Annotated in this window: 20 protein-coding genes; 13 read left to right on the forward strand and 7 right to left on the reverse strand. The window is 58.9% G+C overall.

Annotation, left to right across the window (positions count from 1 at the left end):
• The first annotated feature begins 38 nt into the window (after positions 1-38).
• The 3 genes from murJ (at position 39) to F8B91_RS16055 (ending at position 3,261) form a co-directional block, all read left to right on the forward strand.
• Positions 39-1,598 carry a murein biosynthesis integral membrane protein MurJ gene (gene murJ / locus F8B91_RS16045; RefSeq protein WP_196504846.1) on the forward strand — a complete coding sequence of 520 codons (1,560 nt, stop codon included), beginning with the start codon at positions 39-41 and terminating at the stop codon, positions 1,596-1,598.
• A gap of 10 nt (positions 1,599-1,608) precedes the next feature.
• Positions 1,609-2,625 carry a tryptophan--tRNA ligase gene (gene trpS, locus F8B91_RS16050; RefSeq protein ID WP_196504847.1) on the forward strand — a complete coding sequence of 339 codons (1,017 nt, stop codon included), beginning with the start codon at positions 1,609-1,611 and terminating at the stop codon, positions 2,623-2,625.
• A gap of 72 nt (positions 2,626-2,697) precedes the next feature.
• Positions 2,698-3,261 (forward strand): NifU family protein, encoded by a 564-nt coding sequence (locus tag F8B91_RS16055; RefSeq protein ID WP_196504848.1) that lies wholly within the window; start codon positions 2,698-2,700, stop codon positions 3,259-3,261.
• Between the two features lie 44 nt (positions 3,262-3,305).
• Here the strand turns inward: F8B91_RS16055 and mutM are convergent, their stop codons facing one another.
• Positions 3,306-4,169, reverse strand: a complete 864-nt coding sequence (gene mutM / locus F8B91_RS16060) for a bifunctional DNA-formamidopyrimidine glycosylase/DNA-(apurinic or apyrimidinic site) lyase (RefSeq protein WP_196504849.1) — start codon at positions 4,167-4,169, stop codon at positions 3,306-3,308.
• 70 nt (positions 4,170-4,239) lie between these two features.
• On the opposite strand from mutM, the gene ubiE reads away from it, so the two are divergent.
• From ubiE to F8B91_RS16085, 5 genes are read left to right on the forward strand one after another with little or no spacing between them, the layout of a single operon-like run.
• Positions 4,240-4,998, forward strand: a complete 759-nt coding sequence (gene ubiE / locus F8B91_RS16065) for a bifunctional demethylmenaquinone methyltransferase/2-methoxy-6-polyprenyl-1,4-benzoquinol methylase UbiE (protein WP_196504850.1) — start codon at positions 4,240-4,242, stop codon at positions 4,996-4,998.
• Complete coding sequence (ubiB, locus tag F8B91_RS16070; protein ID WP_196504851.1) at positions 4,998-6,530, forward strand: 2-polyprenylphenol 6-hydroxylase; 1,533 nt, start codon at positions 4,998-5,000, stop codon at positions 6,528-6,530. The genes ubiE and ubiB overlap by 1 nt, the downstream gene beginning before the upstream one ends.
• A 4-nt stretch (positions 6,531-6,534) precedes the next feature.
• Complete coding sequence (gene coaBC / locus F8B91_RS16075) at positions 6,535-7,725, forward strand: bifunctional phosphopantothenoylcysteine decarboxylase/phosphopantothenate--cysteine ligase CoaBC (RefSeq protein WP_196504852.1); 1,191 nt, start codon at positions 6,535-6,537, stop codon at positions 7,723-7,725.
• Positions 7,722-8,162 carry a dUTP diphosphatase gene (dut, locus tag F8B91_RS16080; protein WP_196504853.1) on the forward strand — a complete coding sequence of 147 codons (441 nt, stop codon included), beginning with the start codon at positions 7,722-7,724 and terminating at the stop codon, positions 8,160-8,162. The genes coaBC and dut overlap by 4 nt, the downstream gene beginning before the upstream one ends.
• Positions 8,162-8,983, forward strand: a complete 822-nt coding sequence (locus F8B91_RS16085) for a HesA/MoeB/ThiF family protein (RefSeq protein WP_196504854.1) — start codon at positions 8,162-8,164, stop codon at positions 8,981-8,983. The genes dut and F8B91_RS16085 overlap by 1 nt, the downstream gene beginning before the upstream one ends.
• Here the strand turns inward: F8B91_RS16085 and F8B91_RS16090 are convergent.
• Together F8B91_RS16090 and F8B91_RS16095 are read right to left on the reverse strand one after the other, a co-directional pair.
• On the reverse strand, positions 8,949-10,043 hold the full coding sequence (locus F8B91_RS16090) for an acyltransferase family protein (RefSeq protein ID WP_196504855.1): 1,095 nt from the start codon (positions 10,041-10,043) through the stop codon (positions 8,949-8,951). The two genes, F8B91_RS16085 and F8B91_RS16090, sit on opposite strands and share 35 nt — an antisense overlap.
• Before the next feature lie 89 nt (positions 10,044-10,132).
• Positions 10,133-11,407, reverse strand: coding sequence for an O-antigen ligase family protein (locus F8B91_RS16095; protein WP_196504856.1), 1,275 nt, complete (start codon positions 11,405-11,407; stop codon positions 10,133-10,135).
• Positions 11,408-11,522: 115 nt separating this feature from the next.
• On the opposite strand from F8B91_RS16095, the gene F8B91_RS16100 reads away from it, so the two are divergent.
• Positions 11,523-12,512, forward strand: coding sequence for a Gfo/Idh/MocA family protein (locus tag F8B91_RS16100; RefSeq protein WP_348641810.1), 990 nt, complete (start codon positions 11,523-11,525; stop codon positions 12,510-12,512).
• 110 nt (positions 12,513-12,622) lie between these two features.
• On the opposite strand, the gene F8B91_RS16105 is transcribed toward F8B91_RS16100, so the two are convergent.
• The 4 genes from F8B91_RS16105 to F8B91_RS16120 are packed head-to-tail and all read right to left on the reverse strand — an operon-like array spanning position 12,623 to position 16,424.
• The gene (locus tag F8B91_RS16105; RefSeq protein WP_196504858.1) at positions 12,623-13,267 is read right to left on the reverse strand and encodes an HAD-IA family hydrolase; all 645 of its coding nucleotides are present in this window, start codon (positions 13,265-13,267) and stop codon (positions 12,623-12,625) included.
• A gap of 43 nt (positions 13,268-13,310) precedes the next feature.
• Positions 13,311-13,517 (reverse strand): TOBE domain-containing protein, encoded by a 207-nt coding sequence (locus F8B91_RS16110; RefSeq protein WP_196504859.1) that lies wholly within the window; start codon positions 13,515-13,517, stop codon positions 13,311-13,313.
• A gap of 9 nt (positions 13,518-13,526) precedes the next feature.
• Entirely contained in the window at positions 13,527-14,966 is a 1,440-nt protein-coding gene (locus tag F8B91_RS16115) for an aldehyde dehydrogenase family protein (RefSeq protein WP_196504860.1), read from the reverse strand.
• A gap of 27 nt (positions 14,967-14,993) precedes the next feature.
• Positions 14,994-16,424 (reverse strand): aldehyde dehydrogenase family protein, encoded by a 1,431-nt coding sequence (locus F8B91_RS16120; RefSeq protein WP_196504861.1) that lies wholly within the window; start codon positions 16,422-16,424, stop codon positions 14,994-14,996.
• Between the two features lie 190 nt (positions 16,425-16,614).
• Between F8B91_RS16120 and F8B91_RS16125 the strand changes: the two genes are divergently transcribed.
• The 4 genes from F8B91_RS16125 (at position 16,615) to F8B91_RS16140 (ending at position 20,613) form a co-directional block, all read left to right on the forward strand.
• Entirely contained in the window at positions 16,615-17,523 is a 909-nt protein-coding gene (locus F8B91_RS16125; protein WP_196504862.1) for a bestrophin family protein, read from the forward strand.
• A gap of 66 nt (positions 17,524-17,589) precedes the next feature.
• The gene (locus tag F8B91_RS16130) at positions 17,590-18,555 is read left to right on the forward strand and encodes a GAF domain-containing protein (RefSeq protein ID WP_246715296.1); all 966 of its coding nucleotides are present in this window, start codon (positions 17,590-17,592) and stop codon (positions 18,553-18,555) included.
• Positions 18,556-18,683: 128 nt separating this feature from the next.
• The gene (adh, locus tag F8B91_RS16135) at positions 18,684-20,204 is read left to right on the forward strand and encodes an aldehyde dehydrogenase (RefSeq protein WP_196504864.1); all 1,521 of its coding nucleotides are present in this window, start codon (positions 18,684-18,686) and stop codon (positions 20,202-20,204) included.
• A 64-nt stretch (positions 20,205-20,268) separates the two neighbouring features.
• Positions 20,269-20,613: a DUF779 domain-containing protein gene (locus tag F8B91_RS16140; RefSeq protein ID WP_196504865.1), complete on the forward strand. Its 345-nt coding sequence runs from the start codon at positions 20,269-20,271 to the stop codon at positions 20,611-20,613.
• Positions 20,614-20,647: the final 34 nt, after the last annotated feature.

Consider the following 20,647-nt stretch of genomic DNA (forward strand, 5'->3'; position numbering starts at 1 on the left):
ATTGCCGTGCATGTGACCGCGGCTTAGGTTCTTGAGAAATGTCGGTTATTCGCTCCGCCGCGAAAGTTGGCGGGTTCACCTCCATCAGCCGCGTACTCGGCTTCATCCGCGACCAGCTCGTGGCCTTCACGCTGGGCACTGGTGGGGTTGCCGAAGCCTTTTTTGTGGCACAGCGCTTCCCGAACCTGTTCCGCACACTGTTTGCCGAAGGCGCATTCAACTCCGCCTTTGTGCCGCTTTTTGCCCGCAAGGTTGAAGGCGAGGGTGAACGCGCCGCGCACCGGTTTGCGCGCGATGTGTTCTCGGCGCTGCTCGCCTGGGTGCTGCTGTTCACCGTCATCGCCATCGCCGCCATGCCATGGCTGATCTATGCGATCGCACCCGGCTTTAAGGGCGATCCTGCCAAAATAGCGCTGGCCACACTGCTCACTCAGATCTGCTTTCCCTATCTGCTGTTCATGTCGCTCACTGCTTTGCAAGGCGGCGTGCTGAACAGCCTGCACAGATTCACCGCCGCTGCGGCAGCACCTATCCTGCTCAACATCGTGATGATCTTGTCGAACATGCTGGCTTATACCTTGGGTTCGGGCAATTCGCCGCTCACCGGTTACATCTTCGCCGTGGGCGTCACCCTTTCCGGCGTTGCGCAATATGCGCTTCTCGCGGTGGCCTGCAGCCGCGCTGGCATGCCGCTCACGCCGCGTCTGCCGCGCCTCACGCCGGATGTGAAACTGGTGATCAAGCGCTCGGTGCCCGGCATTATTTCCGGCGGCATCATGCAGATCAATCTGGTGATCGGCACCATGATCGCCACCAGCATTCCATCTGCTGTGGCCTATCTTTATTACGCTGACCGCCTGTATCAATTGCCGCTGGGCGTCATCGGCGTGGCGATCGGTGTGGTGCTGCTGCCCACACTGTCGCGCAAGCTGCGCGCCGGTGATGAATGGGGCGCACTCGATGCCTCCAATCGCGCCATAGAATTTTCGCTGTTCCTCACGCTGCCCGCCGCTGCCGCCTTGATGGTAATCGGTGCGCCCATCCTGCACACGGTATTTGAACATGGCGCCTTTCATGCGGGCGATACACTGGCCGTAGCACCCGCCGTGGCCGCCTATGCCGCAGGCCTCCCGGCCTATTCACTCACTAAAGTTTTCCAGCCCGGCTTCTACGCGCGCGAAGACACCCGCACGCCAATGAACTTCGCGATTGTCTCGGTCGTGGTCAATATCGTGCTCAGCCTCGCCCTGTCGCGCTTCATGGGCCATGTCGGCATTGCGCTCGCCGCCACCATCGCCGCCTGGATCAATGCCGGGCAGCTCTATTTCCGCCTGCGCAAATTGGGCCATTTCACTTTCGACCGTTCCGCCCGTTTCCGCCTGTCGCGCATGATCCTCTCCACCTGCATCATGGCCGCGGCTTTGTTTGACGTCGGCCTGTTAATGGATGGCGCCTTTGATCCGGGTGCCCACATCCTGCGCGCCATCATCGGCCTTGCCCTGCTGGTGGCCGCCGGAATCATCAGCTATTTCGGCGCCTCACAACTGACTGGAGCTTGGCGCCTATCTGAGCTAAGGGGCGCGCTGAGAAGAAGTTAGAGAATAGATCATGACCGCTTTCAAGCAACGCGTGCTGTCCGGCATGCAGCCCACCGGCAATCTCCACCTCGGCAATTATCTGGGCGCCATGGTGAACTGGGTGAAGATGCAGGAAACCCATGAGACGCTGTATTGCGTGGTGGATCTGCACGCCATTACGCAAGCCACGTCTGTCTGGGGCGGCCCGGCCACCTTGCGCAAATCCACCCTCGAAGTGGCCGCCGCCTACATCGCTGCCGGAATTGATCCCAATCGTTCCATTCTGTTCAACCAGTCACGCGTGCATCAGCACGCTGAGCTGGCCTGGATCTTCAATTGCGTGGCCCGCCTCGGCTGGCTGAACCGCATGACCCAGTTCAAGGAAAAGGCCGGCAAGGACCGCGAGAACGCTTCAGTTGGCTTGTATGATTATCCGGTGCTGATGGCCGCCGACATTCTGATCTATCACGCCACCCATGTGCCGGTGGGCGACGACCAGAAGCAGCATCTGGAACTGTGCCGCGACATTGCGATCAAGTTCAACAATGATTTCAGTGTGGAATTCTTCCCGATCACCGAGCCTGTCATCATGGGTACGGCTACGCGCGTGATGAGCCTGCGTGACGGCACCAAGAAAATGTCGAAGTCAGACCCGTCTGATCTGTCGCGCATCAACTTGACCGACAGCGCCGACGACATCGCCAAGAAAATCCGCAAGGCCAAGACTGATGCCGATGGTTTGCCGGCCGAAGCCGAAGGCCTCAAGGGCCGCGCCGAAGCTGAAAACCTGGTGGGTATCTATGCGGCCCTTTCGGATGTGACCGTGGCCGATGTGCTGAAGCAATTCGGCGGCGGGCAATTCTCCGCCTTGAAGAACGCGCTGGCTGATCTGGCCGTGGCCAAGCTCGCCCCCATCAATGACAAGATGGTGCGCCTGCTGGCCGACCCCGGCTATGTCGAAGGCGTGCTGGTCGATGGTGCCGCCCGGGCTGCTGTGATCGCCGAACCGATCATGGCCGAAACCAAGAAGATCATGGGTTTCGTCTAGGCGCTGGCTGCCCCGGCGGCAGCGCATGGATCGGGCCTTTAATTCCCGAGCAAAACGCTCTATATCGGGTCCATGTTCATTCAAACCGAAGCCACGCCGAACCCGGCGACCCTGAAATTCATTCCCGGCAAGCCCGTTCTTCCGGGCTCGACGCGCGAATATCGCAAGGCCGCCGATGCCCTGGAAAGCCCGCTGGCTGAAAAGCTGTTTGGCATCAATGGTGTATCTGGTGTGTTCCTGGGCCATGACTTTGTCACGGTGACCAAGGGCGCAGGCGACTGGCAGCACCTGAAGCCGGCCATCCTCGGCACTATCATGGACCATTATTTGTCGGATGCCCCCATGCTGGCCGGCGAAGCAGCCCTGGTCGAACAGGCCGGCGGCGAAGAATTTTTTGCTGACGAGCATTCTGATTTGGTCAAGACGATCAAGGAGTTGCTCGACAGCCGCGTGCGCCCCGCCGTGGCTCAGGATGGTGGCGACATCACCTTCAAGGGTTTCAAGGAAGGCATCGTCTACCTGAACATGAAGGGTTCCTGCTCCGGCTGCCCGTCATCGACGGCCACTTTGAAGCACGGCATCGAAAACCTGCTGCGCCACTTCGTCCCTGAAGTCAGCGAAGTCCGCCCGGTTTAAACTGGGTCAAATATGGAATGCGCGGCGGGCTTGGCCCGCCGTTTTTATTTCTGGCATTTCGGGCAGTAAAACGTCGAGCGCCCCGACTGCACGATCCGTTTGATCACCCCATCCCCGCGCAAGCAATCCTCGCCCTCCCGGTCATAAACCTTGAAGCGCTGCTGATACTCGCCCTTCTCGCCATTTGTTCCCTGGAAATCCTGCAGCGTTGATCCGCCCGCCAGAATGGCTTCATTCAGAATATCGCGGATATGCCGCACCAACTCTTCCAGCTTGTCACGCTTCACAGTTCCCGCCTTGCGCGTCGGTGAAATCTGCGCCCGCCACAACGCCTCGCAAACATAGATATTGCCCAGCCCGGCAATGATGCCCTGATCCAGCAAGGCCGCTTTCATCGGCGCGGCCTTGCCCTTGAAGCGCGTAGTCAGATAATCGGCTGAAAGCCCATTGCCCAGCGGCTCAACGCCCAGCTCATCCAGCAGCTTGTGCTTTCCATCCGCAGGCACCAAATCCATCATCCCAAACCGGCGCGGGTCGGAATAAACCAGCCGCAATCCATCTTCGAGATGCAGCACCACATGGTCATGCGGCCCATCTGCCTTTTCGCCCGCACCCGTCTCGAAATAGAATTGACCCAGATTATTGGCCCCCTCCGGCGCCAGCACGGTGAAGCGCCCGGTCATGCCGAGATGGATGAGCAGACTGGTGCCATGATCCAGCGCCACCAAGATGTACTTGGCCCGGCGCGAAAGACTCACCACCTTGGCCCCTTCCAGCGCCGCCGCGAACCCATCCGGAAACGCCCAGCGGAGATTGGCGCGCCGCGTCTCCACTTTGAGGATTTTGCGGCCGGTCAGAACGGGCTCCAGCCCGCGCTTCACCGTTTCGACTTCTGGCAACTCCGGCATGGTTAACCCTGTAATGACGTGCGGCTTTCCCGGCATGGCAACCGGGCGTGTGATGCACTATCTTAGGCCCATGAGCGATGCGCCACATAACGTTTCCTTCGGCTTCAAGACAGTGGCGGAAGACGACCGCCAGGGCTTGGTGAATGATGTCTTCTCCAAGGCGGCGGCTGATTATGACAAGATGAATGATCTGATGTCCTCCGGCCTGCACCGGCTGTGGAAGGACGACATGATCACCATGCTCAACCCACCAAAGAATGCGCCGTTCAACACGCTCGACGTGGCAGGCGGCACGGGAGACATTGCATTTCGTATTCTCGATGCTGGCGGCCCGCAGACCCGTGTGACCATCGCGGATATTTCGCCTCACATGGTGGGCGAGGGCAAGAAGCGCGGCGAGAAGGAAGGTCGGCTGGACCGCTGCACCTTCACAGTAGGTAATGCCGAGGAACTGGCCTTCGAAGATAATACATTCGATGCCTATACGATCGCGTTCGGCATCCGCAATGTCACCCATATTGACAAGGCGCTGAAGGAAGCCCACCGCGTGCTGAAGCCGGGCGGGCGTTTCCTCTGCCTCGAATTCTCGCATATGAGTTTTGACCTCGCGCAGAAGATTTATGATGCCTATTCCTTCACCGTCGTTCCCGCTGTCGGCAAGGTAGTGACGGGTGATGGCCAGCCCTATCGCTATCTCGTGGAATCCATCCGCATGTTCCCCAAGGCAGACGCCTTTGAAGACATGATCCGCACTGCAGGCTTCGAACGCGTGTCACACCGCCTGCTGAATGGCGGCGTGGTCGCCATCCATTCTGGCTGGAAGATTTGATGCCAAACCCGGTTACCAACGCCTTCCGTCTCGCGCATGCCGGTTTCGTGCTGGCGCGCTATGATGCGCTGTTGCCGCCCGATCAGCTGGCGCGCGCACCGTGGCTGGCACGCTTGGGGCTGAAACTCGCGCAGATCGGCGCACAGAAAAATCCGCAAGGCGGCCAGCACAATCACCTCACACAAGCCCTTTCAAAACTCGGCCCCAGCTATATCAAGCTTGGCCAGTTCCTCGCCACGCGGCCTGATGTGATCGGTGCCAAGCGGGCGTTCGAATTGAAAGCCTTGCAGGACAAGCTGCCGCCTTTCCCGCAAGATGTAGCTGAGGCCGTGGTAGAAGAAGAATTGGGCAAGCCGGTAAAGGCGCTGTTCAAATTCTTCGGCCCGCCAGTGGCTGCGGCGTCCATCGCGCAAGTCCACAAAGCCACAACACTTGATGGCCGTGAAGTCGCTGTGAAAATTCTGCGCCCCGGTGTGGAGCGCCGCTTCGCCAATGATATTGAAAGCTTCGCCTTCGCCGCCCGCAATGCCGAACGCCTGAGCCGCGAAGGCCGCCGCCTGCGCCCGGTCGCTGCCGTGGCCATGCTGGAAGAATCCATGGTGCATGAGCTTGATCTGCGCATGGAAGCCGCCGCTCTTTCCGAGATGGCGCAGAATTCCAAGGAAGACCCAGGTTTCCGCGTGCCCGCCGTGATGTGGGACCTTAGCGCCAAGCGCGTGCTAGTCACCGAATGGATCGATGGCACGCCGATGGCTGATGTCGAAGCCCTGCGCCAACGCGGGCTTGATCTTCATGCGCTGGCCGACACAGTGATCCAAAGCTTCCTGCGCCATGCCATCCGCGATGGTTTCTTCCATGCCGATATGCATCAGGGCAATTTGTTTGTGGATGCGAAGGGCAATCTGGTAGCACTGGATTTCGGCATCACGGGGCGCCTGTCGGAAGGTGACCGGCTATTCCTCGCTGAAATTCTCTATGGTTTCATCACTCGCAATTACCGCCGTATCGCGCAGGTGCATTTTGATGCGGGCTATGTGCCGTCAACCGAGGATGTGGAAACCTTTGCGCAAGCCCTGCGCGCCATTGGCGAGCCGATCATGGGCCTGCCCGCCGATCAGATTTCCATGTCGCGGCTTTTGACGCAGCTGTTCGAAGTGACCGAGCAGTTCAACATGCAAACCCAGCCGCAGCTTCTGCTGCTGCAGAAAACCATGGTGGTCACCGAAGGCGTGGCACGCACACTGAACCCTGATCTCAACATCTGGAAATCCGGTGAGCCGGTGGTGAAGCACTGGATCGAGCGCAAGCTGGGGCCGCTGGGCAAAGTGGAACAGGCCATCGGTACCACGCGCAGCCTGACTGGACTCGCACTGCGCGTGCCCAAGCTGATGCAGGAAGCGCATGAATTCCATGCCAAGCTGAATACGTTCGTGGAGGCGCAGAATCGCCCCGCCAATCCCTGGCCCACACGGCTGCTGGGCGTGTGTGCCCTGGCGCTGGTTGCCATCGCCCTCAAATTGGTGCTGAGGTGAGGACATGAGTAAGTCAGTCCTCCTCATCATCGGCGGCGGCATCGCGGCATACAAAAGCCTCGAATTGATCCGTACACTGAAGAAAGTCGGCATTGGTACCCGCGTCATCATGACCAAGGCTTCGGAGCATTTCGTCACCCCGCTTTCGGTCGCTTCGCTCTCCGGCGAAAAAGTATTCACCGATCTGTTCAGCCTCACCGATGAGACTGAGATGGGACATATCGAATTGTCGCGCTCCACCGATCTGGTGGTGGTTGCACCCGCCACGGCAGACTTGATGGCCAAGATGGCGCAGGGGCTAGCCAATGATCTCGCTTCGACAGCTTTGTTGGCCACCGACAAGCCGGTGCTGCTCGCTCCCGCAATGAATGTGCGCATGTGGCACCACGCCGCCACCCAGCGCAATATCGAGACGCTCACCAAAGACGGCATTCACTTCGTCGGCCCAAATCCGGGTGAAATGGCCTGCGGTGAATTCGGTCTGGGGCGCATGGCGGAGCCTGCAGAAATCGCCGCTGCCATCGAGAAGCTGCTCTATTCTGATGCCCGCCCGCTCTCGGGCAAGCATGTGCTGATCACCGCTGGCCCCACGCGCGAACCGATTGATCCGGTGCGCTTCATCTCCAATCATTCCTCAGGCAAGCAGGGCTACGCGTTGGCCGAACAGGCCGAACGCATGGGTGCGAAAGTTACACTCGTGTCCGGCCCCGTTTCGCTGCCCACCCCGCCCGGTGTGACCAAGGTCGATGTCGAAACCGCCGACCAGATGCTGGCCGCTTGCGAAGCGGTGCACGCGCCCGATCTCGTGATCTGCGCCGCAGCCGTGGCCGATTGGAAAGTCGCCAACCCCGCCACCCAGAAGCTAAAGAAAAATGACAAGGCCGAAGCGCCTGCTTTGTCCTTCGCCGCCAATCCTGACATTCTCAAAACCTTGAGCAATCTGAAATCCGGCCGCGCCAAACTCGTTGTGGGCTTTGCTGCCGAAACCGTAAACGTCATCGCCAATGCGCAGGAAAAGCTGAAGCGCAAGGGCTGCGATCTCATCATCGCCAACAATGTGTCGGAAGGCGTGTTTGGCGCCGACAAGAATGCGGTTCATGTCATCTCCAAAGACGGCGTGGAAAACTGGCCGCAAGCCTCGAAAGTTGACGTAGCGCGCCGCATTCTGGAACTCTGCGCTGGGAGGCTGAAATGACCGACGTGAAAATCATGTTGCTGCCCTATGCCAAGGGGCTCGAACTGCCTGCCTATGCCACGCCGGGTTCCGCCGGTCTCGATCTGCGCGCTGCCGAAGGTGCAGTGCTGCAGCCGGGCGCGCATCTCTTAATTCCCACTGGCGTCGCTATTGCTTTGCCTGCTGGCTTCGAAGGCCAGGTGCGCCCGCGCTCCGGCCTCGCGGTGAAGCATGGCGTCACGGTGCTGAATGCGCCGGGCACCATAGACAGTGACTACCGCGGCGAGATCAAGGTGCCGCTGATCAATCACAGTCACCAGAATTTCGTGATCGCGCGTGGTGATCGCATCGCGCAATTGGTTATCGCACCCGTGGTGCAGGTGACGCTCACGCAAGTGGCAGCGCTTGATGAAACCACGCGCGGCACTGGCGGCTTCGGATCTTCCGGCGCAAGCTGATGGCGCTCTCGGATGACGAGATCGAACGCTATGCCCGCCACATCGTGCTGGCTGATGTGGGTGGTCCCGGCCAGAACAAGCTGAAGGCATCAAAGGTTCTGGTCATCGGCGCAGGCGGCTTGGGCGCACCCGTGCTGCAATATCTCGCCGCAGCGGGCGTGGGCACCATCGGCATTGTCGATGATGACGTGGTCTCGCTCTCCAATTTGCAGCGCCAGACCATTCACAGCACGGACTTCATCGGCAAGCCGAAGGTCGATAGTGCCGCACATTTCATCGCCGCGCTCAATCCGCATGTGAAAGTCGAAAAGCACCAAACGCGCATCACGCCAGACAATGCAATGGCGCTGGTCTCGGCCTATGACGTGGTGGCCGATGCCTCGGATAATTTCGCCACGCGCTTTCTGGTGTCAGATGCGTGTTACTTCGCGGGCAAGCCCGTCGTCTCCGCCGCCGTGGGCCAGTTCGATGGCCAGATTTCCACCTTCAAGCCTTACCTCAAGGATGAGAGCGGCACGCCTTTTCCCACCTATCGCTGCTTCATGGGCGATCTGCCGCCGCCAGGTCTCTTCCCGGCTTGCGAGGTGGAAGGAATCTTGGGTGCCTTGCCCGGCATTCTGGGCGCCATGCAGGCAATGGAAGCGATCAAGGAAGTGCTGCAGATCGGCACCAGTCTGGCCGGCCGCATCCTGCTCTATGACGCTTTGTCAGCGCGTTTTCTGGAAACCACGTTGGAGTGGAATCCGGACAATCCTTTGACCGGTCGCAACGCCACTATTCACGGCATCAGGCCGGAGAACTATTCGCCGTCGTCAGCGTAGCTTTCCGCTCCAGTCGCGCTTTCAGGCTCTTGCGCAGTTCAGGCTCGCCCCAGCGCGTTACGATCCATGCAAGGAAAACCACAGACGCAAGCGCCACTGGCAGCAGCAGCTCAGGCGGAACCTGCGGCAGGCGGTGGGCCAGTTGAACCAGCCCACCGATCATCATGTTCTCATGCAGTAGATAAAGCGGATAGCTGATGAAGCCAATGAACACGAGCACGCGCGACTGACAGAACCGCGCAACGAGATCCACTTCGCGCGAGGCGAAGAACAACACGATCAGCACCAGAGCAAAATTGTAAAGCCGCCAGTCGAATACTTGCTGGCCGAACGTGGTGAAACACAGCAGCGAGGAAGCAATCAACATTAGCAGATTGTTGCGGCTGCGGTCCTGATCAAATCGGAAGGCGATGCAGCCGGCGACAAACCAGGCGAAATTATCGAGATGGAGCCGGAGAAGTAGCGCTCCAACCGAACCCAGATGGAACGGCAGGACTGGCGGCGCCCAGGTGAATGCGGCAGCAATCACGGATACGGCGGCGAGGCCCAGCAAGGCCACGCGTTCCCCGAGCACAAAATAGGCCGTGCCAAAGGTGAAATAGAAAATCACTTCGAGATACAGGCTCCAGAACGCGCCTTCCAGCGGTGGCACTGGCATGTGCAGCACCGCCTGCCAGAGTGCCGGCGCAATGAAGGTCAGGCCCGGCAACAGGCTCAAGGCTTGCGGCGCGCCCATCGGCCGGTCCGGCAGCAGCGAGGCAGTAGCGAAAATGATCAGCGAGCAGATCAGCATGGCCGGGAATAGGCGCAGCCAGCGCCGCTTGATAAAAGTGCCCAGCCCATCGCATTTGCGCAGGGTCATCAGGATGACATAGCCGGAAATCAGGAAGAACAGATTGACCCCCAGCCAGCCATAGGCAAACACCGGCAGGCCCGCATAGGCATCGTGGTAAGGCACCAGGTCCGGCCAGCGGGCAAAGGCGTGAAAGCCGATCACAAACAGGATGGCGAGCCCGCGCAACCCGTCCAGACTTTCAATGCGTTGATGTGATGGCGTCATCAGAACCCCCGGAGCAAATGTCCAAGGATTTCAGATAAACGCTTTTGGTAAGCGCTTCGCTAAGCCTGACGGATAGGGTTTATTTTCGGTTAAATCCGTCCGCGCCAGCCATCGAGATAATCTTGCTCGGGCTCGTGGCGGAATTCCGGTTCCAGCGAAGCCGCAAAGAAACCCCAGGTGATGCCGATCAGCCAGTAGAGATGCCGCCAGTGTTCAGTATCGATCTGGAACCCTTGCACCAGAACAGCCGTCATGCAGGCCCCCGATGCAATGGCAGACGCTTGGAAAGAAGTTTTCGACAGTGAGGCCTTGATGCCCGCTCCGATATACAACACCACCAGGCACGGGAATATCATGCCCCCCAGCCAGCCGAAGGCAACGAAGGCATTGAGATAGGTATTGTGCGGCTGCTCGCGGAAGAAGTTGGTGAATTGCAACGGCCCAAAGCCGAAGGGTAATTGCAGCAGGATGGGAATGGCATTGCGCTGGTTGCCGAAGCGGCCCATTTCCGCCGCGTCATAATCCTTCAGCAAGGTGAAGCGGTCGAGGAACAGGTTGCGGATGGGCTCGATGCTCAGCAGCAAAGTGAGCATCAAGGCCATGCCCACCACTGCCACCACCACTTTCAGCACGATGCCGTCGCGCTGTCCGCGGCTGGGCGACATCAGGAAGGTAAGAATAATGCCGAGCCCCGCCGCCATGATAAAATCCGTCCAAGCGCCGCGCGAAAAGGCCAAGAACAATGCGGCCAGCATGATCCCCAGGGAGAACAGATTGATCAGCGTGACCCGGGCCCGGCCCGAGACCAGCGCCAGAAACAGGGCTACCGATGGCAACACCAGATAGGTCGAAAACACATTCGGATCCTTGAAAGTGCTGACTACTCGTTCATACAGCAGCAGATATTTCGACAATCCCGTGAGGTGGAAATAGCCCATCAGGCCCAGGCCTGAGCCGATCACGGCGCCCCACGTCCAATAGCGCATGATGAAGCGGAAGCGCCGCTCCGGATCATACGCAATATAGGCGGCAAAAAAAACTGCCGAGAGGCTCATGTAGAATGACGTGAACACCCATTGCCCGGCAGGCAAGTCGGTGTCTTCGATATGCATATAGCTGAGGAAGCCGGCCAGATTGTAAACCACCAGCCCGAAGAATAGCAGGCCGATAGCCGGGGTGATCTTCAGGCCGTCATAGAGAAAGAAGGGGATCGCCGCGAAGAACAGCAGGTCACAAAGGGCAGGCTCGATCTTCACGAAGAAGGACGAGAAAAAGATCAGCGCCACCAGCAAATGCCCAACACCCTCCAGGGTCACCCGGGAAGGGGAGGCAGGCGCAAAACGTGGCTCGGTGGCAAGTGTCATGGAAGGCCGCTGATTATTGCCAAGACGTAAACAGAAAAGGTTAACCAGGCGTTTCCAGCATGCTACCTTGAGGTCTCAAGCAGATTGAAGTTGAGGATTGGAAATGGCGTTGAGAGTGGCAGTCATTGGTGCAGGCATCATGGGGGCAGACCATGCGCGCCTGCTGGCCAGCGAAGTGCCCGGCGTAAAGCTGGAAGTGATCTGTGATGCTGATGAAACACGCGCCCGCGCGGTGGCTGATCTCCATGGCGCGAATCATGTTTCTACCGATCCGCTGTCGGTCATTGCCGACAAGGCCATCGATGCCGTGCTTATCGCAGCGCCGGATCGTTTCCATGCCGAACTCACACTGGCTGCCATCGCGGCGGGAAAGCCGGTTCTGTGTGAGAAGCCGCTTTCGCCGGAGAAGAAAGAATGCCTCGCCATTTTGGCGGCGGAGGAGAAGGCTGGAAAGCGCCTGGTGCAAGTCGGCTTTATGCGCCGCTTTGATCCGTCTTATGTGGAAGTGAAGAGCATCTTGAATGCCGGCACTTTAGGCCGCGCCATGATGTTCCATTGCATTCACCGCAATGTTTCTGCGCCGTCGAATTTTGAAGGCCATATGGCAATCAGCAGTTCCGCCCCGCATGAATTTGATATTGCCCGCTGGATGCTGGACGCGGATTTCACCTCCGTCACCGTGTATCGCCCCGGTGGGGTGAAAGCCGTACCGGGTGCGGCTCTCTTCATGGTGCTGGAAACGGCAGCGGGCCAGCTGGTCAATATCGAGGTCAATAACAACGCAGCTTACGGCTATGACGTGCGCGGCGAAGTGGTGGGCGAAAAGGGCACCGCGTCTCTGCGTTCTCCCATCAACGCAGAAACCAATGCCGCTTTGCAGAATCTCACATCTTACGCCGCCGATTGGCGCCCGCGCTTCGAAGAAGCCTACCGCCGCCAGAACATCGCCTGGGTGCAATCTATAAGCAGCGGTAAACCCGCAGGAGCCAATGCGTGGGACGGCTACTGGGCCACGCTAACCGCAGAAGCGGGAATTCAAGCATTGAGTTCGAAGCAGACAGTAGCGATCAGCGCCGTGCCCAAGCCGAAATTCTACGCGGCCTAAATCTATATTATTATCGTCATCCCGGCGAAGGCCGGGACCCCGCTTCCTTCACGTGCGAGCGAGCCTAAGCTGGGCCCCTGCCTTCGCCGGGGTGACGAAATAGATATGAGTTAAACGAAGCTCAGCTTCAGCCCAGCGCCATTGGCCGCAATCTTGGCCCCCGCATAATCCCGCATCGCCCAATGTGGCGTCTGCATTTGCGCATGATGCGTGGCCGTGATCACCACCACTTGTGAACCCGCTGCCGCTGCCGAAGCAACTCCTGCACCTGAATCCTCAAAGGCCACGCAAGCCGGATTGCTGATCCCCAACAGCTCGGCACCCAGCGTGAAGGGCCGCGGGTTGGGTTTGCCTATTTTCACATCCTCGCCATAGACGGCAATTTCAGGGATCGGCAGGCCCGCAGCCTTTAGGCGCGCATGGGCCAGTTTGATCGGCGCTGATGTCACCAAAGCCCATTTGCCCTTGGGGATGGCCGCGAGAAAGTCCGCAGCACCGGGCAGGGCGAACACACCTGCGGTATCCTCGGTCTCCTCGATCTCAATCACTTTCGATTGCGCCTCGGGGTCAACGCCCTTCAGATTAAACTGCCGGATCGTATCGGCGGCGCGCATGCCATGGATTTTGGGAATGATGCTGGCCGCATCCAGTCCGTGCCGGGTGAGCCAGCCGCCCCAGATGCGCGCCATGGCGGCCGAAGAATCAATCAGCGTGCCATCCATGTCGAACAGCAGCCCTTCACATTTAAATTCCACGGCGGAGCCCTCAAAAAGCTCCTGCTAGTCTGCTTTGCGGAACTCAGTCAATCCCGACCATCACATCCGACGCCTTCACAATGGCATAGGCGTCCTGGCCCACCTTGAGGGCGAGTTCATCCACCGCTTCATTGGTGATTGACGCTGTCACCGTGCTGCCACCCACGTCAATGCGGACATGCGATGTGGTGGCGCCTTTGGTGATGGCGGTGATCTTGCCCTTGAGGCGGTTGCGTGCGCTGATTTTCATTGCTCCCTCCTATGCCGCGCCGTGGCCAACAATGCTCTTGATCTCCAGGAAGTCATGAATGCCGAAATCAGCATATTCACGGCCATTGCCGGATTGTTTGTAGCCGCCGAAGGAGGCGCTGGTGTCCCAGTCGGGATAGTTGATGTTCACCGTGCCGGCGCGCAGCTGGGCCGCGATCTTGCGGGCATGATCCATGTCCTTGGCCGAGATATAGGCAGCCAGACCATAGAGCGTGTCATTGGCCATCTCCACCATGTCTTCATCCGTGTCGTAAGACTGGATGGAGAGCACGGGTCCAAAGATTTCCTCGCGTGAGACGCTCATGTTCTGGCCGACATGACCAAATATCGTCGGGCGGATGTAATACCCGCGGTTCAGCCCTTCGGGCCGCCCCGTGCCGCCAGTGACCAGCGTGGCGCCTTCCTTGATGCCCGCTTCGATCAGCTTCTGGATTTTGTTGTACTGAATGTCGCTGACCACTGGGCCCAGCTGCGTCTTGTCATCGCGCGGATCGCCGGTCACATGCGCTTCCGCCGCCTTCTTTGCGATGGCCAGCGCTTCGTCATGGCGTTCCTTCGGCACATACATGCGCGTCGGCGCATCGCAGCTCTGCCCGGAATTGGCAAAGCAGGCATTCACGCCACCGGTCACGGCAGCTTCGAAATCAGCACTGCGCAGAATGAGATTGGGCGACTTGCCGCCCAGTTCCTGCGCCACGCGCTTCACCGTATCGGCAGAGGCTTTCGCCACCTGAATGCCAGCGCGGGTGGAACCCGTGAACGACATCATGTCGATGCCTGGATGGGTGGACATGGCATTGCCCACCGTTGGGCCATCGCCATTCACCAGATTGAACACACCCTTGGGCGTGCCAGCCGCTTCCATGATCTCGGCAAATACCAGACCAGACAGCGGCGCAATTTCCGAAGGCTTCAGCACCATCGTGCAGCCGGCAGCGATGGCAGGCGCCACCTTGCAGACGATCTGATTGAGCGGCCAGTTCCACGGCGTGATGAGACCGGCCACGCCGATCCCTTCCTTCACCACCTTGGTGGTGCCGCGTTGCTCGGAGAATTCATAAGACTCCAGCGCCTTGATCGTGGCTTCGAGATGAACTTGGCCCGCCCAGAACTGCGCCGAACGTGCCCAAGACAGCGGGGCACCCATTTCATGCGAAACAGCTTCGACAATGTCATCGACGCGGGAATTGTAAACTTCCAGAATCTTGCGCAGCAGCTTCAGGCGTTCTTCGCGGGTGGACACGGTCCACTTCGGGAACGCCTTGCGGGCTGCGGCCACGGCCTTGTCCACATCAGCGGCAGAGCCCATGGAAATCTTGGCGCAAGTTTCTTCGGTGGCTGGGTCGATCACATCCAATGACTTGGGCGTAACGGGGTCAACCCATGCACCATCGATGAAAAATTTGAGTTCCTTGCCTTTGAAATCCATGGTCGCTCCTGATTGCGCTCGTTCTGATTAAGCGGCTTCGTAGCCGCCGATGCCCTTGATCTCGGTGAATTCCTCAAGGCCATATTCGGCATATTCGCGTCCGTTGCCGGATTGCTTGTAACCGCCGAAAGGCAGATCGGATTCCCAGGCCGGGTAGTTGATATAGACATTGCCCGAGCGCATTTTCTTGGCGATCTCGCGGCCCTTGGCCAAGTCCTTGGTCTGCAGATAGGAAGCAAGGCCATAAACAGTGTTGTTGGCTTCGGTTACGGCATTATCCAGCGTGTCGTAACCGATCAGCGAAATCACCGGTCCAAAGATTTCTTCCTTGGCGATGCGCATGTCGGGCTTCACGTCAGCGAACACCGTCGGCTGCACGAAATAGCCACGGTTCAGGCCGTCCGGGCGGCCCACGCCACCGGTGACCAAGGTGGCACCTTCGTCAATGCCGGACTGAATGAGGTCCTGGATCTTCTTGTACTGAATCTCGCTCACCACCGGGCCGATATGGTTGCCCTTCTGGTCGGCAGCAGCCACCTTGAACTTCTCGGCAGCCTTCTTGGCGTAGGAAGCGGCATCTTTCATCATGCCTTCCGGCACCAGCATGCGCGTCGGCGCATTGCAGGATTGGCCGCTATTGCCAAAGCACTTGTTAATGCCCTTGGTCACCGCGTCGGCCAGGTCGACGTCGGGGAACAGGATGTTGGCGGATTTGCCGCCCAGTTCCTGGCTCACGCGCTTCACAGTGTCGGCGGCGGCCTTGGCCACCAGAATGCCCGCACGGGTCGAACCGGTGAACGACATCATGTCGATGCCGGGGTGGCGCGACATGGCTTCACCCACGCTAGGCCCATCGCCATTGACCAGGTTGAAGACGCCAGCGGGAACGCCTGCGGCTTCCAGGATTTCGGCAAAGATGATGGCGTTGAGAGGTGCCACTTCCGAAGGCTTCAGCACCATCGTGCAGCCAGCAGCAATCGCTGGGCCCACCTTGCAGGTGATCTGGTTGAGCGGCCAATTCCAAGGGGTGATCAAACCAACCACGCCAATCGGCTCGCGCACGATGAGCGACTTGCCCTTCTTGTGGGTGAATTCGTAATTGGCCAGCACGTCGCGGATGCGTTGAAGATGCGCGGCGCCAATCCACACTTGTTCATTCAGCGAGAAATCAATCGGCGCGCCCATTTCCTCGGAAATGGCTTTGGCGAGATCAGCCTCGCGCTTTTTGAATTCCACAATGATCTTGTCCAGCAAGCCCACGCGGTATTCGCGGGTGGTTTCGGAGAATGAGAGGAAAGCCTTCTGCGCAGCGGCCACGGCCTTGTCGACGTCAGCACTCGAGCCCACCGAGATTTCCGCAAATACTTCCTCGTTGGAAGGATTGACCACGCCCAGTTTCTTGGGGGTGACCGGATCAACCCACTTGCCGTCAATGTAGAATTTCAATGCATTTTTCATGGTGTCGTTTCCTTTGATTGCTGCGGCTGAATTGGTGTCTTTTGCGGAGCCAGGCAAGGGCCAGAAAGGCATGCCGGCAGGTGAAATTCTCATTCCTCAAACGTTATATCTATTTAAACATAACGATCTGGCGAAATCTAGTCGCTTTCGTCTTTGATATTGGTCCACCTGCAATGCAAAGCTGTGACACATGATTGTGCGCGAAAGCCCCAGGCCCTGGGAATTGTTCTTCATCATGCAGGGCTCCATTGTGCCGGTGATCTGGCGGCAGGTTGCCGCCGTGGTGATCATTGCTGGAGTGATCACTTTTACCGATCTGGCCGGCTGGCTGCGCCTGCAGGCGATCTCGCCGCTGGGCTTCTCACTGATCGGCATCGCGCTATCGATCTTCTCCGGCTTCCGCAATTCCGCCAGCTATGAGCGCTGGTGGGAGGCCCGGAAGATCCTCGGCCAGCATATTGTCGAAATGCGTTGCCTCACCCGCGAGGTCGTGGCCTTTGTCGGCCTCAAGCGCGGTCAGCGACTTGCCTATCTGATGCTGGTTTTCGCCACCGCCTTCAAATCGCATCTCCGCAAGGAAGGCCTGAGCGAAGATTGTCTGGCCTATGCCGCCAAGGCCGGGCTTTCCCTGCAGGGCAAGCTGCACAACCGTGCGGATTATGTTGTGACCGCTATGGGCGTGGAACTGGCGAACCTGTCTAAGCACAAAGACATCTCGCCCCAGATCATACAAGTGATGGAAGAACGCCTGGTCAGTATCTCAGGCGTGCTGGCCGCCGCCGAGCGCATCAAGCTCACGCCATTGCCCTTCGCCTATTCGCTCCTGCTGCAACGCACGGCCTACATGTTCTGCTTCCTGCTGCCCTTCGGCCTCGTGGAAAGCGCCGGCGCTTGGACGCCGATTCTTGCCGGCATTGTGGCTTACACATTCTTTGGGCTGGATGCTTTGGGCGACCAGCTGGCGGCACCCTTTGGCACCACGCCCAACAGCCTGCCGCTCAACACCATCACGCGAGTGATAGAAGTGGGGATTCTGGAGGGTATGGGCGAGAAACACCTGCCGCCCATGCCGGATGTCGTGGGCTATGTCATGAATTAGACGCGGCAATTTTGAATTGCTGCACTGCATATTGCTATTTTAGGCCGTGTGCGCATTTTGATGGGCATGACAAATGCGGCCAAACATGTCGACGACGTACAGCGGGCGCTGCAAGCCGGCGCTGCGGCTTTGTCGCCGGTTGCTGCCTCGTGGAGCCGTTCATCACATCTGCACAGCCTCTCGCCTGAACGTGATCTTCTGCCCCAGCGCGTCGAAGATGCAGAGCTGAAACGTGATCGTGATGCACTTGGCCGGTTGCTTGAAGCCGCCCGTCCATCGCTTGACCAGATTTTCGAACTCGTCGGCCACGCTGGTTGTTCAGTGGTGATGGCTAACAACGACGGCGTGGTGCTGGAGCGCCGCGGCAAAATGGCGGATGACGATACATTCGAGCGCTGGGGCCTGTGGACCGGCACAGTGTGGAGCGAGCGCAGCCAGGGCACCAATGCCATCGGCACCTCAATCGTCGAGGGCCGCCCCGTTGTCATCTACAAGGACCAGCACTTCCTCAGCCGCAACACGGTGCTCAGCTGCATGACCGCGCCGATCTATGACGAATACGGCTCGCTTGCGGCAGTAGTCGATGTGTCGTCCTGCCGGCCAGAACTCTCGGAAGAATTCGCCCGTGTGATCTGTTCACTCGCGGTTGATGCCGCGCACCGGATCGAAACGCAGAATTTCAATCTGGCCTTTGCCGGCAACCGCATCGTGATGCTGCCCGAGGCCGCAAAGCGCGCACCCACACTGCTCGCCATCGACAAGCATGACATCGTCATCGGCGCCACCTACGCCGCGCGCAAGGTGCTGGGCCTGCCACCGGCCAGGAAGCTGAATGTGCCCGCACCCGAACTGTTCGGCCAAAATCCGGAAGAGAGCGATACATTCGATGGCGCGGAACGCGGCGTGCTGCTGCGCGCCCTTGAGCGCAATGGCCGCAACATGACGCAAACCGCTAAGGCAATTGGCCTGTCGCGCGCCACGCTGTACCGCAAGCTGACGCAGCACGGCCTGCTGAACGACGCCGAAATCTGATTTGACCTGTTTCAATTCTGAGACACTTGGCCCTTCACATGGCCGCCCGACGGCTATCCGCTGCCGCCGATCTCTGAAAGTCTGATCCTCAACGCCCGCGATCCATGACGGGCGCATTGGAGGACATCATGAATACCCAGCCGAAAGCTTCGGATTTTTCCGCGCATCCTTTTGCCAAATCCTACGACAACTACATCAACGGCGCCTGGCGCAAGCCCGCGTCGGGAAAGTATTTCGACAATATCTCGCCTGTGACTGGTAAGGCCGTCTGCCAGGTCGCCCGTTCCGATGCGGCAGACATTGAAGCCGCACTGGACGCCGCCCACGCCGCCAAGGACGCCTGGGGCAAGACCAGCGTTGCCGCCCGCGCGCTGATCCTGAACCGGATCGCCGACCGGATGGAAGAAAACCTCGCCAAGCTGGCGCTCGCCGAAACCTGGGACAATGGCAAGCCGATCCGCGAAACCACCGCCGCCGATTTGCCGTTAGCCATTGACCATTTCCGCTACTTTGCGGGCGCTGTGCGTGGCCAGGAAGGCTCCATCGCTGAAATCGATAATGATACTGTCGCCTATCACTTCCATGAGCCACTGGGCGTTGTGGGACAGATCATTCCGTGGAATTTCCCGCTGCTGATGGCCTGCTGGAAGCTGGCACCGGCTTTGGCTGCAGGTAATTGCATCGTCCTCAAGCCGGCCGAACAGACACCTGCTTCCATCATGGTGTGGATCGAGCTGATCGGTGATCTCCTGCCCAAGGGCGTGTTGAACATCGTCAACGGCTTTGGCCTTGAAGCCGGCAAGCCGCTGGCCTCATCAAACCGCATCGCCAAGATCGCCTTCACGGGCGAAACCACCACGGGCCGCCTGATCAGCCAGTACGCTTCGCAGAACCTGATCCCTGTGACGCTGGAACTGGGTGGCAAATCACCGAACATTTTCTTCAAGGATGTCTGCGAGGAAGATGATGACTTCTTCGACAAGGCCATCGAAGGCTTCGTGATGTTTGCCTTGAACCAGGGCGAAGTCTGCACTTGCCCGAGCCGCGCGCTCATTCATGAAAAGATCTACGACAAGTTTATGGACCGCGCCTTGAAACGCGTCGCCGCCATCAAGCAGGGCAGCCCGCTTGATAGTGCTACCATGCTAGGCGCGCAGGCCTCGAGCGAACAGCTTGAGAAAATCTTGTCCTATATCGATATCGGCAAGAAGGAAGGTGCCAAGATTCTGGCCGGTGGTGAACGCAACATTCTCCCGGGTGAACTGTCGGAAGGTTATTACATGAAGCCCACTGTCTTCCAGGGCAACAACAAGATGCGTGTATTCCAGGAAGAAATCTTCGGTCCGGTGGTTTCAGTGACTACCTTCAAGGACGAGGATGAAGCCCTCTCCATCGCCAATGACACGCTCTATGGTTTGGGTGCCGGCGTATGGAGCCGCCATGCCAACACCTGCTACCGCTTCGGCCGCGCCATTCAGGCTGGCCGCGTGTGGACCAATTGCTACCATGCCTATCCCGCCCATGCGGCCTTCGGTGGCTACAAGCAGTCGGGCATTGGCCGTGAAAACCACAAGATGATGCTGGATCACTACCAGCAGACCAAGAACATGCTGGTCAGCTACAGCCCAAAGAAACTCGGTTTCTTCTAAGACTGGGGCGGTACAGGCCGCGCCACCCCCCGGCGCGGCCTGATTATTTCTTCGGGAGAAGATCATGGCGGAAATATTGAACAAGGTGACGGCCACCCCCGCGGCGCTGGATCTGCTGGCGGAGATCGTCAAGGATCACGGCCCGGTCCTCTTCCATCAATCCGGCGGCTGTTGCGATGGGTCTTCACCCATGTGTTACCCGGTGGGCGAGTTCATCATCGGCGACTACGATGTGAAGCTGGGAGAAATCGGTGGCATGCCCTTCTATATCAGCGCCACGCAATTCGATGCCTGGAAGCATACGGATTTGCTGATTGACGTGATCCCCGGCCGCGGCGGCATGTTCTCCCTCGACAACGGCCGCGAGAAGCGCTTTCTGACGCGCTCCGAAATCTGCATCCTGCCCTAGTGGTTAATTGATCCTTGCACGGATGATTCAAATT

Source organism: Aestuariivirga litoralis, assembly GCF_015714715.1.
Classification (GTDB): Bacteria; Pseudomonadota; Alphaproteobacteria; order Rhizobiales; family Aestuariivirgaceae; genus Aestuariivirga; species Aestuariivirga litoralis_A.

Coding starts and splice junctions, on each gene's coding strand:
- murJ (WP_196504846.1), top strand. CDS start 39: ATGTCGGTTATTCGCTCCGCCGCGAAAGTTGGCGGGTTCACCTCCATC.
- trpS (WP_196504847.1), top strand. CDS start 1,609: ATGACCGCTTTCAAGCAACGCGTGCTGTCCGGCATGCAGCCCACCGGC.
- F8B91_RS16055 (WP_196504848.1), top strand. CDS start 2,698: ATGTTCATTCAAACCGAAGCCACGCCGAACCCGGCGACCCTGAAATTC.
- mutM (WP_196504849.1), bottom strand. CDS start 4,169: ATGCCGGAGTTGCCAGAAGTCGAAACGGTGAAGCGCGGGCTGGAGCCC.
- ubiE (WP_196504850.1), top strand. CDS start 4,240: ATGAGCGATGCGCCACATAACGTTTCCTTCGGCTTCAAGACAGTGGCG.
- ubiB (WP_196504851.1), top strand. CDS start 4,998: ATGCCAAACCCGGTTACCAACGCCTTCCGTCTCGCGCATGCCGGTTTC.
- coaBC (WP_196504852.1), top strand. CDS start 6,535: ATGAGTAAGTCAGTCCTCCTCATCATCGGCGGCGGCATCGCGGCATAC.
- dut (WP_196504853.1), top strand. CDS start 7,722: ATGACCGACGTGAAAATCATGTTGCTGCCCTATGCCAAGGGGCTCGAA.
- F8B91_RS16085 (WP_196504854.1), top strand. CDS start 8,162: ATGGCGCTCTCGGATGACGAGATCGAACGCTATGCCCGCCACATCGTG.
- F8B91_RS16090 (WP_196504855.1), bottom strand. CDS start 10,043: ATGACGCCATCACATCAACGCATTGAAAGTCTGGACGGGTTGCGCGGG.
- F8B91_RS16095 (WP_196504856.1), bottom strand. CDS start 11,407: ATGACACTTGCCACCGAGCCACGTTTTGCGCCTGCCTCCCCTTCCCGG.
- F8B91_RS16110 (WP_196504859.1), bottom strand. CDS start 13,517: ATGAAAATCAGCGCACGCAACCGCCTCAAGGGCAAGATCACCGCCATC.
- F8B91_RS16115 (WP_196504860.1), bottom strand. CDS start 14,966: ATGGATTTCAAAGGCAAGGAACTCAAATTTTTCATCGATGGTGCATGG.
- F8B91_RS16120 (WP_196504861.1), bottom strand. CDS start 16,424: ATGAAAAATGCATTGAAATTCTACATTGACGGCAAGTGGGTTGATCCG.
- F8B91_RS16125 (WP_196504862.1), top strand. CDS start 16,615: ATGATTGTGCGCGAAAGCCCCAGGCCCTGGGAATTGTTCTTCATCATG.
- F8B91_RS16130 (WP_246715296.1), top strand. CDS start 17,590: ATGACAAATGCGGCCAAACATGTCGACGACGTACAGCGGGCGCTGCAA.
- adh (WP_196504864.1), top strand. CDS start 18,684: ATGAATACCCAGCCGAAAGCTTCGGATTTTTCCGCGCATCCTTTTGCC.
- F8B91_RS16140 (WP_196504865.1), top strand. CDS start 20,269: ATGGCGGAAATATTGAACAAGGTGACGGCCACCCCCGCGGCGCTGGAT.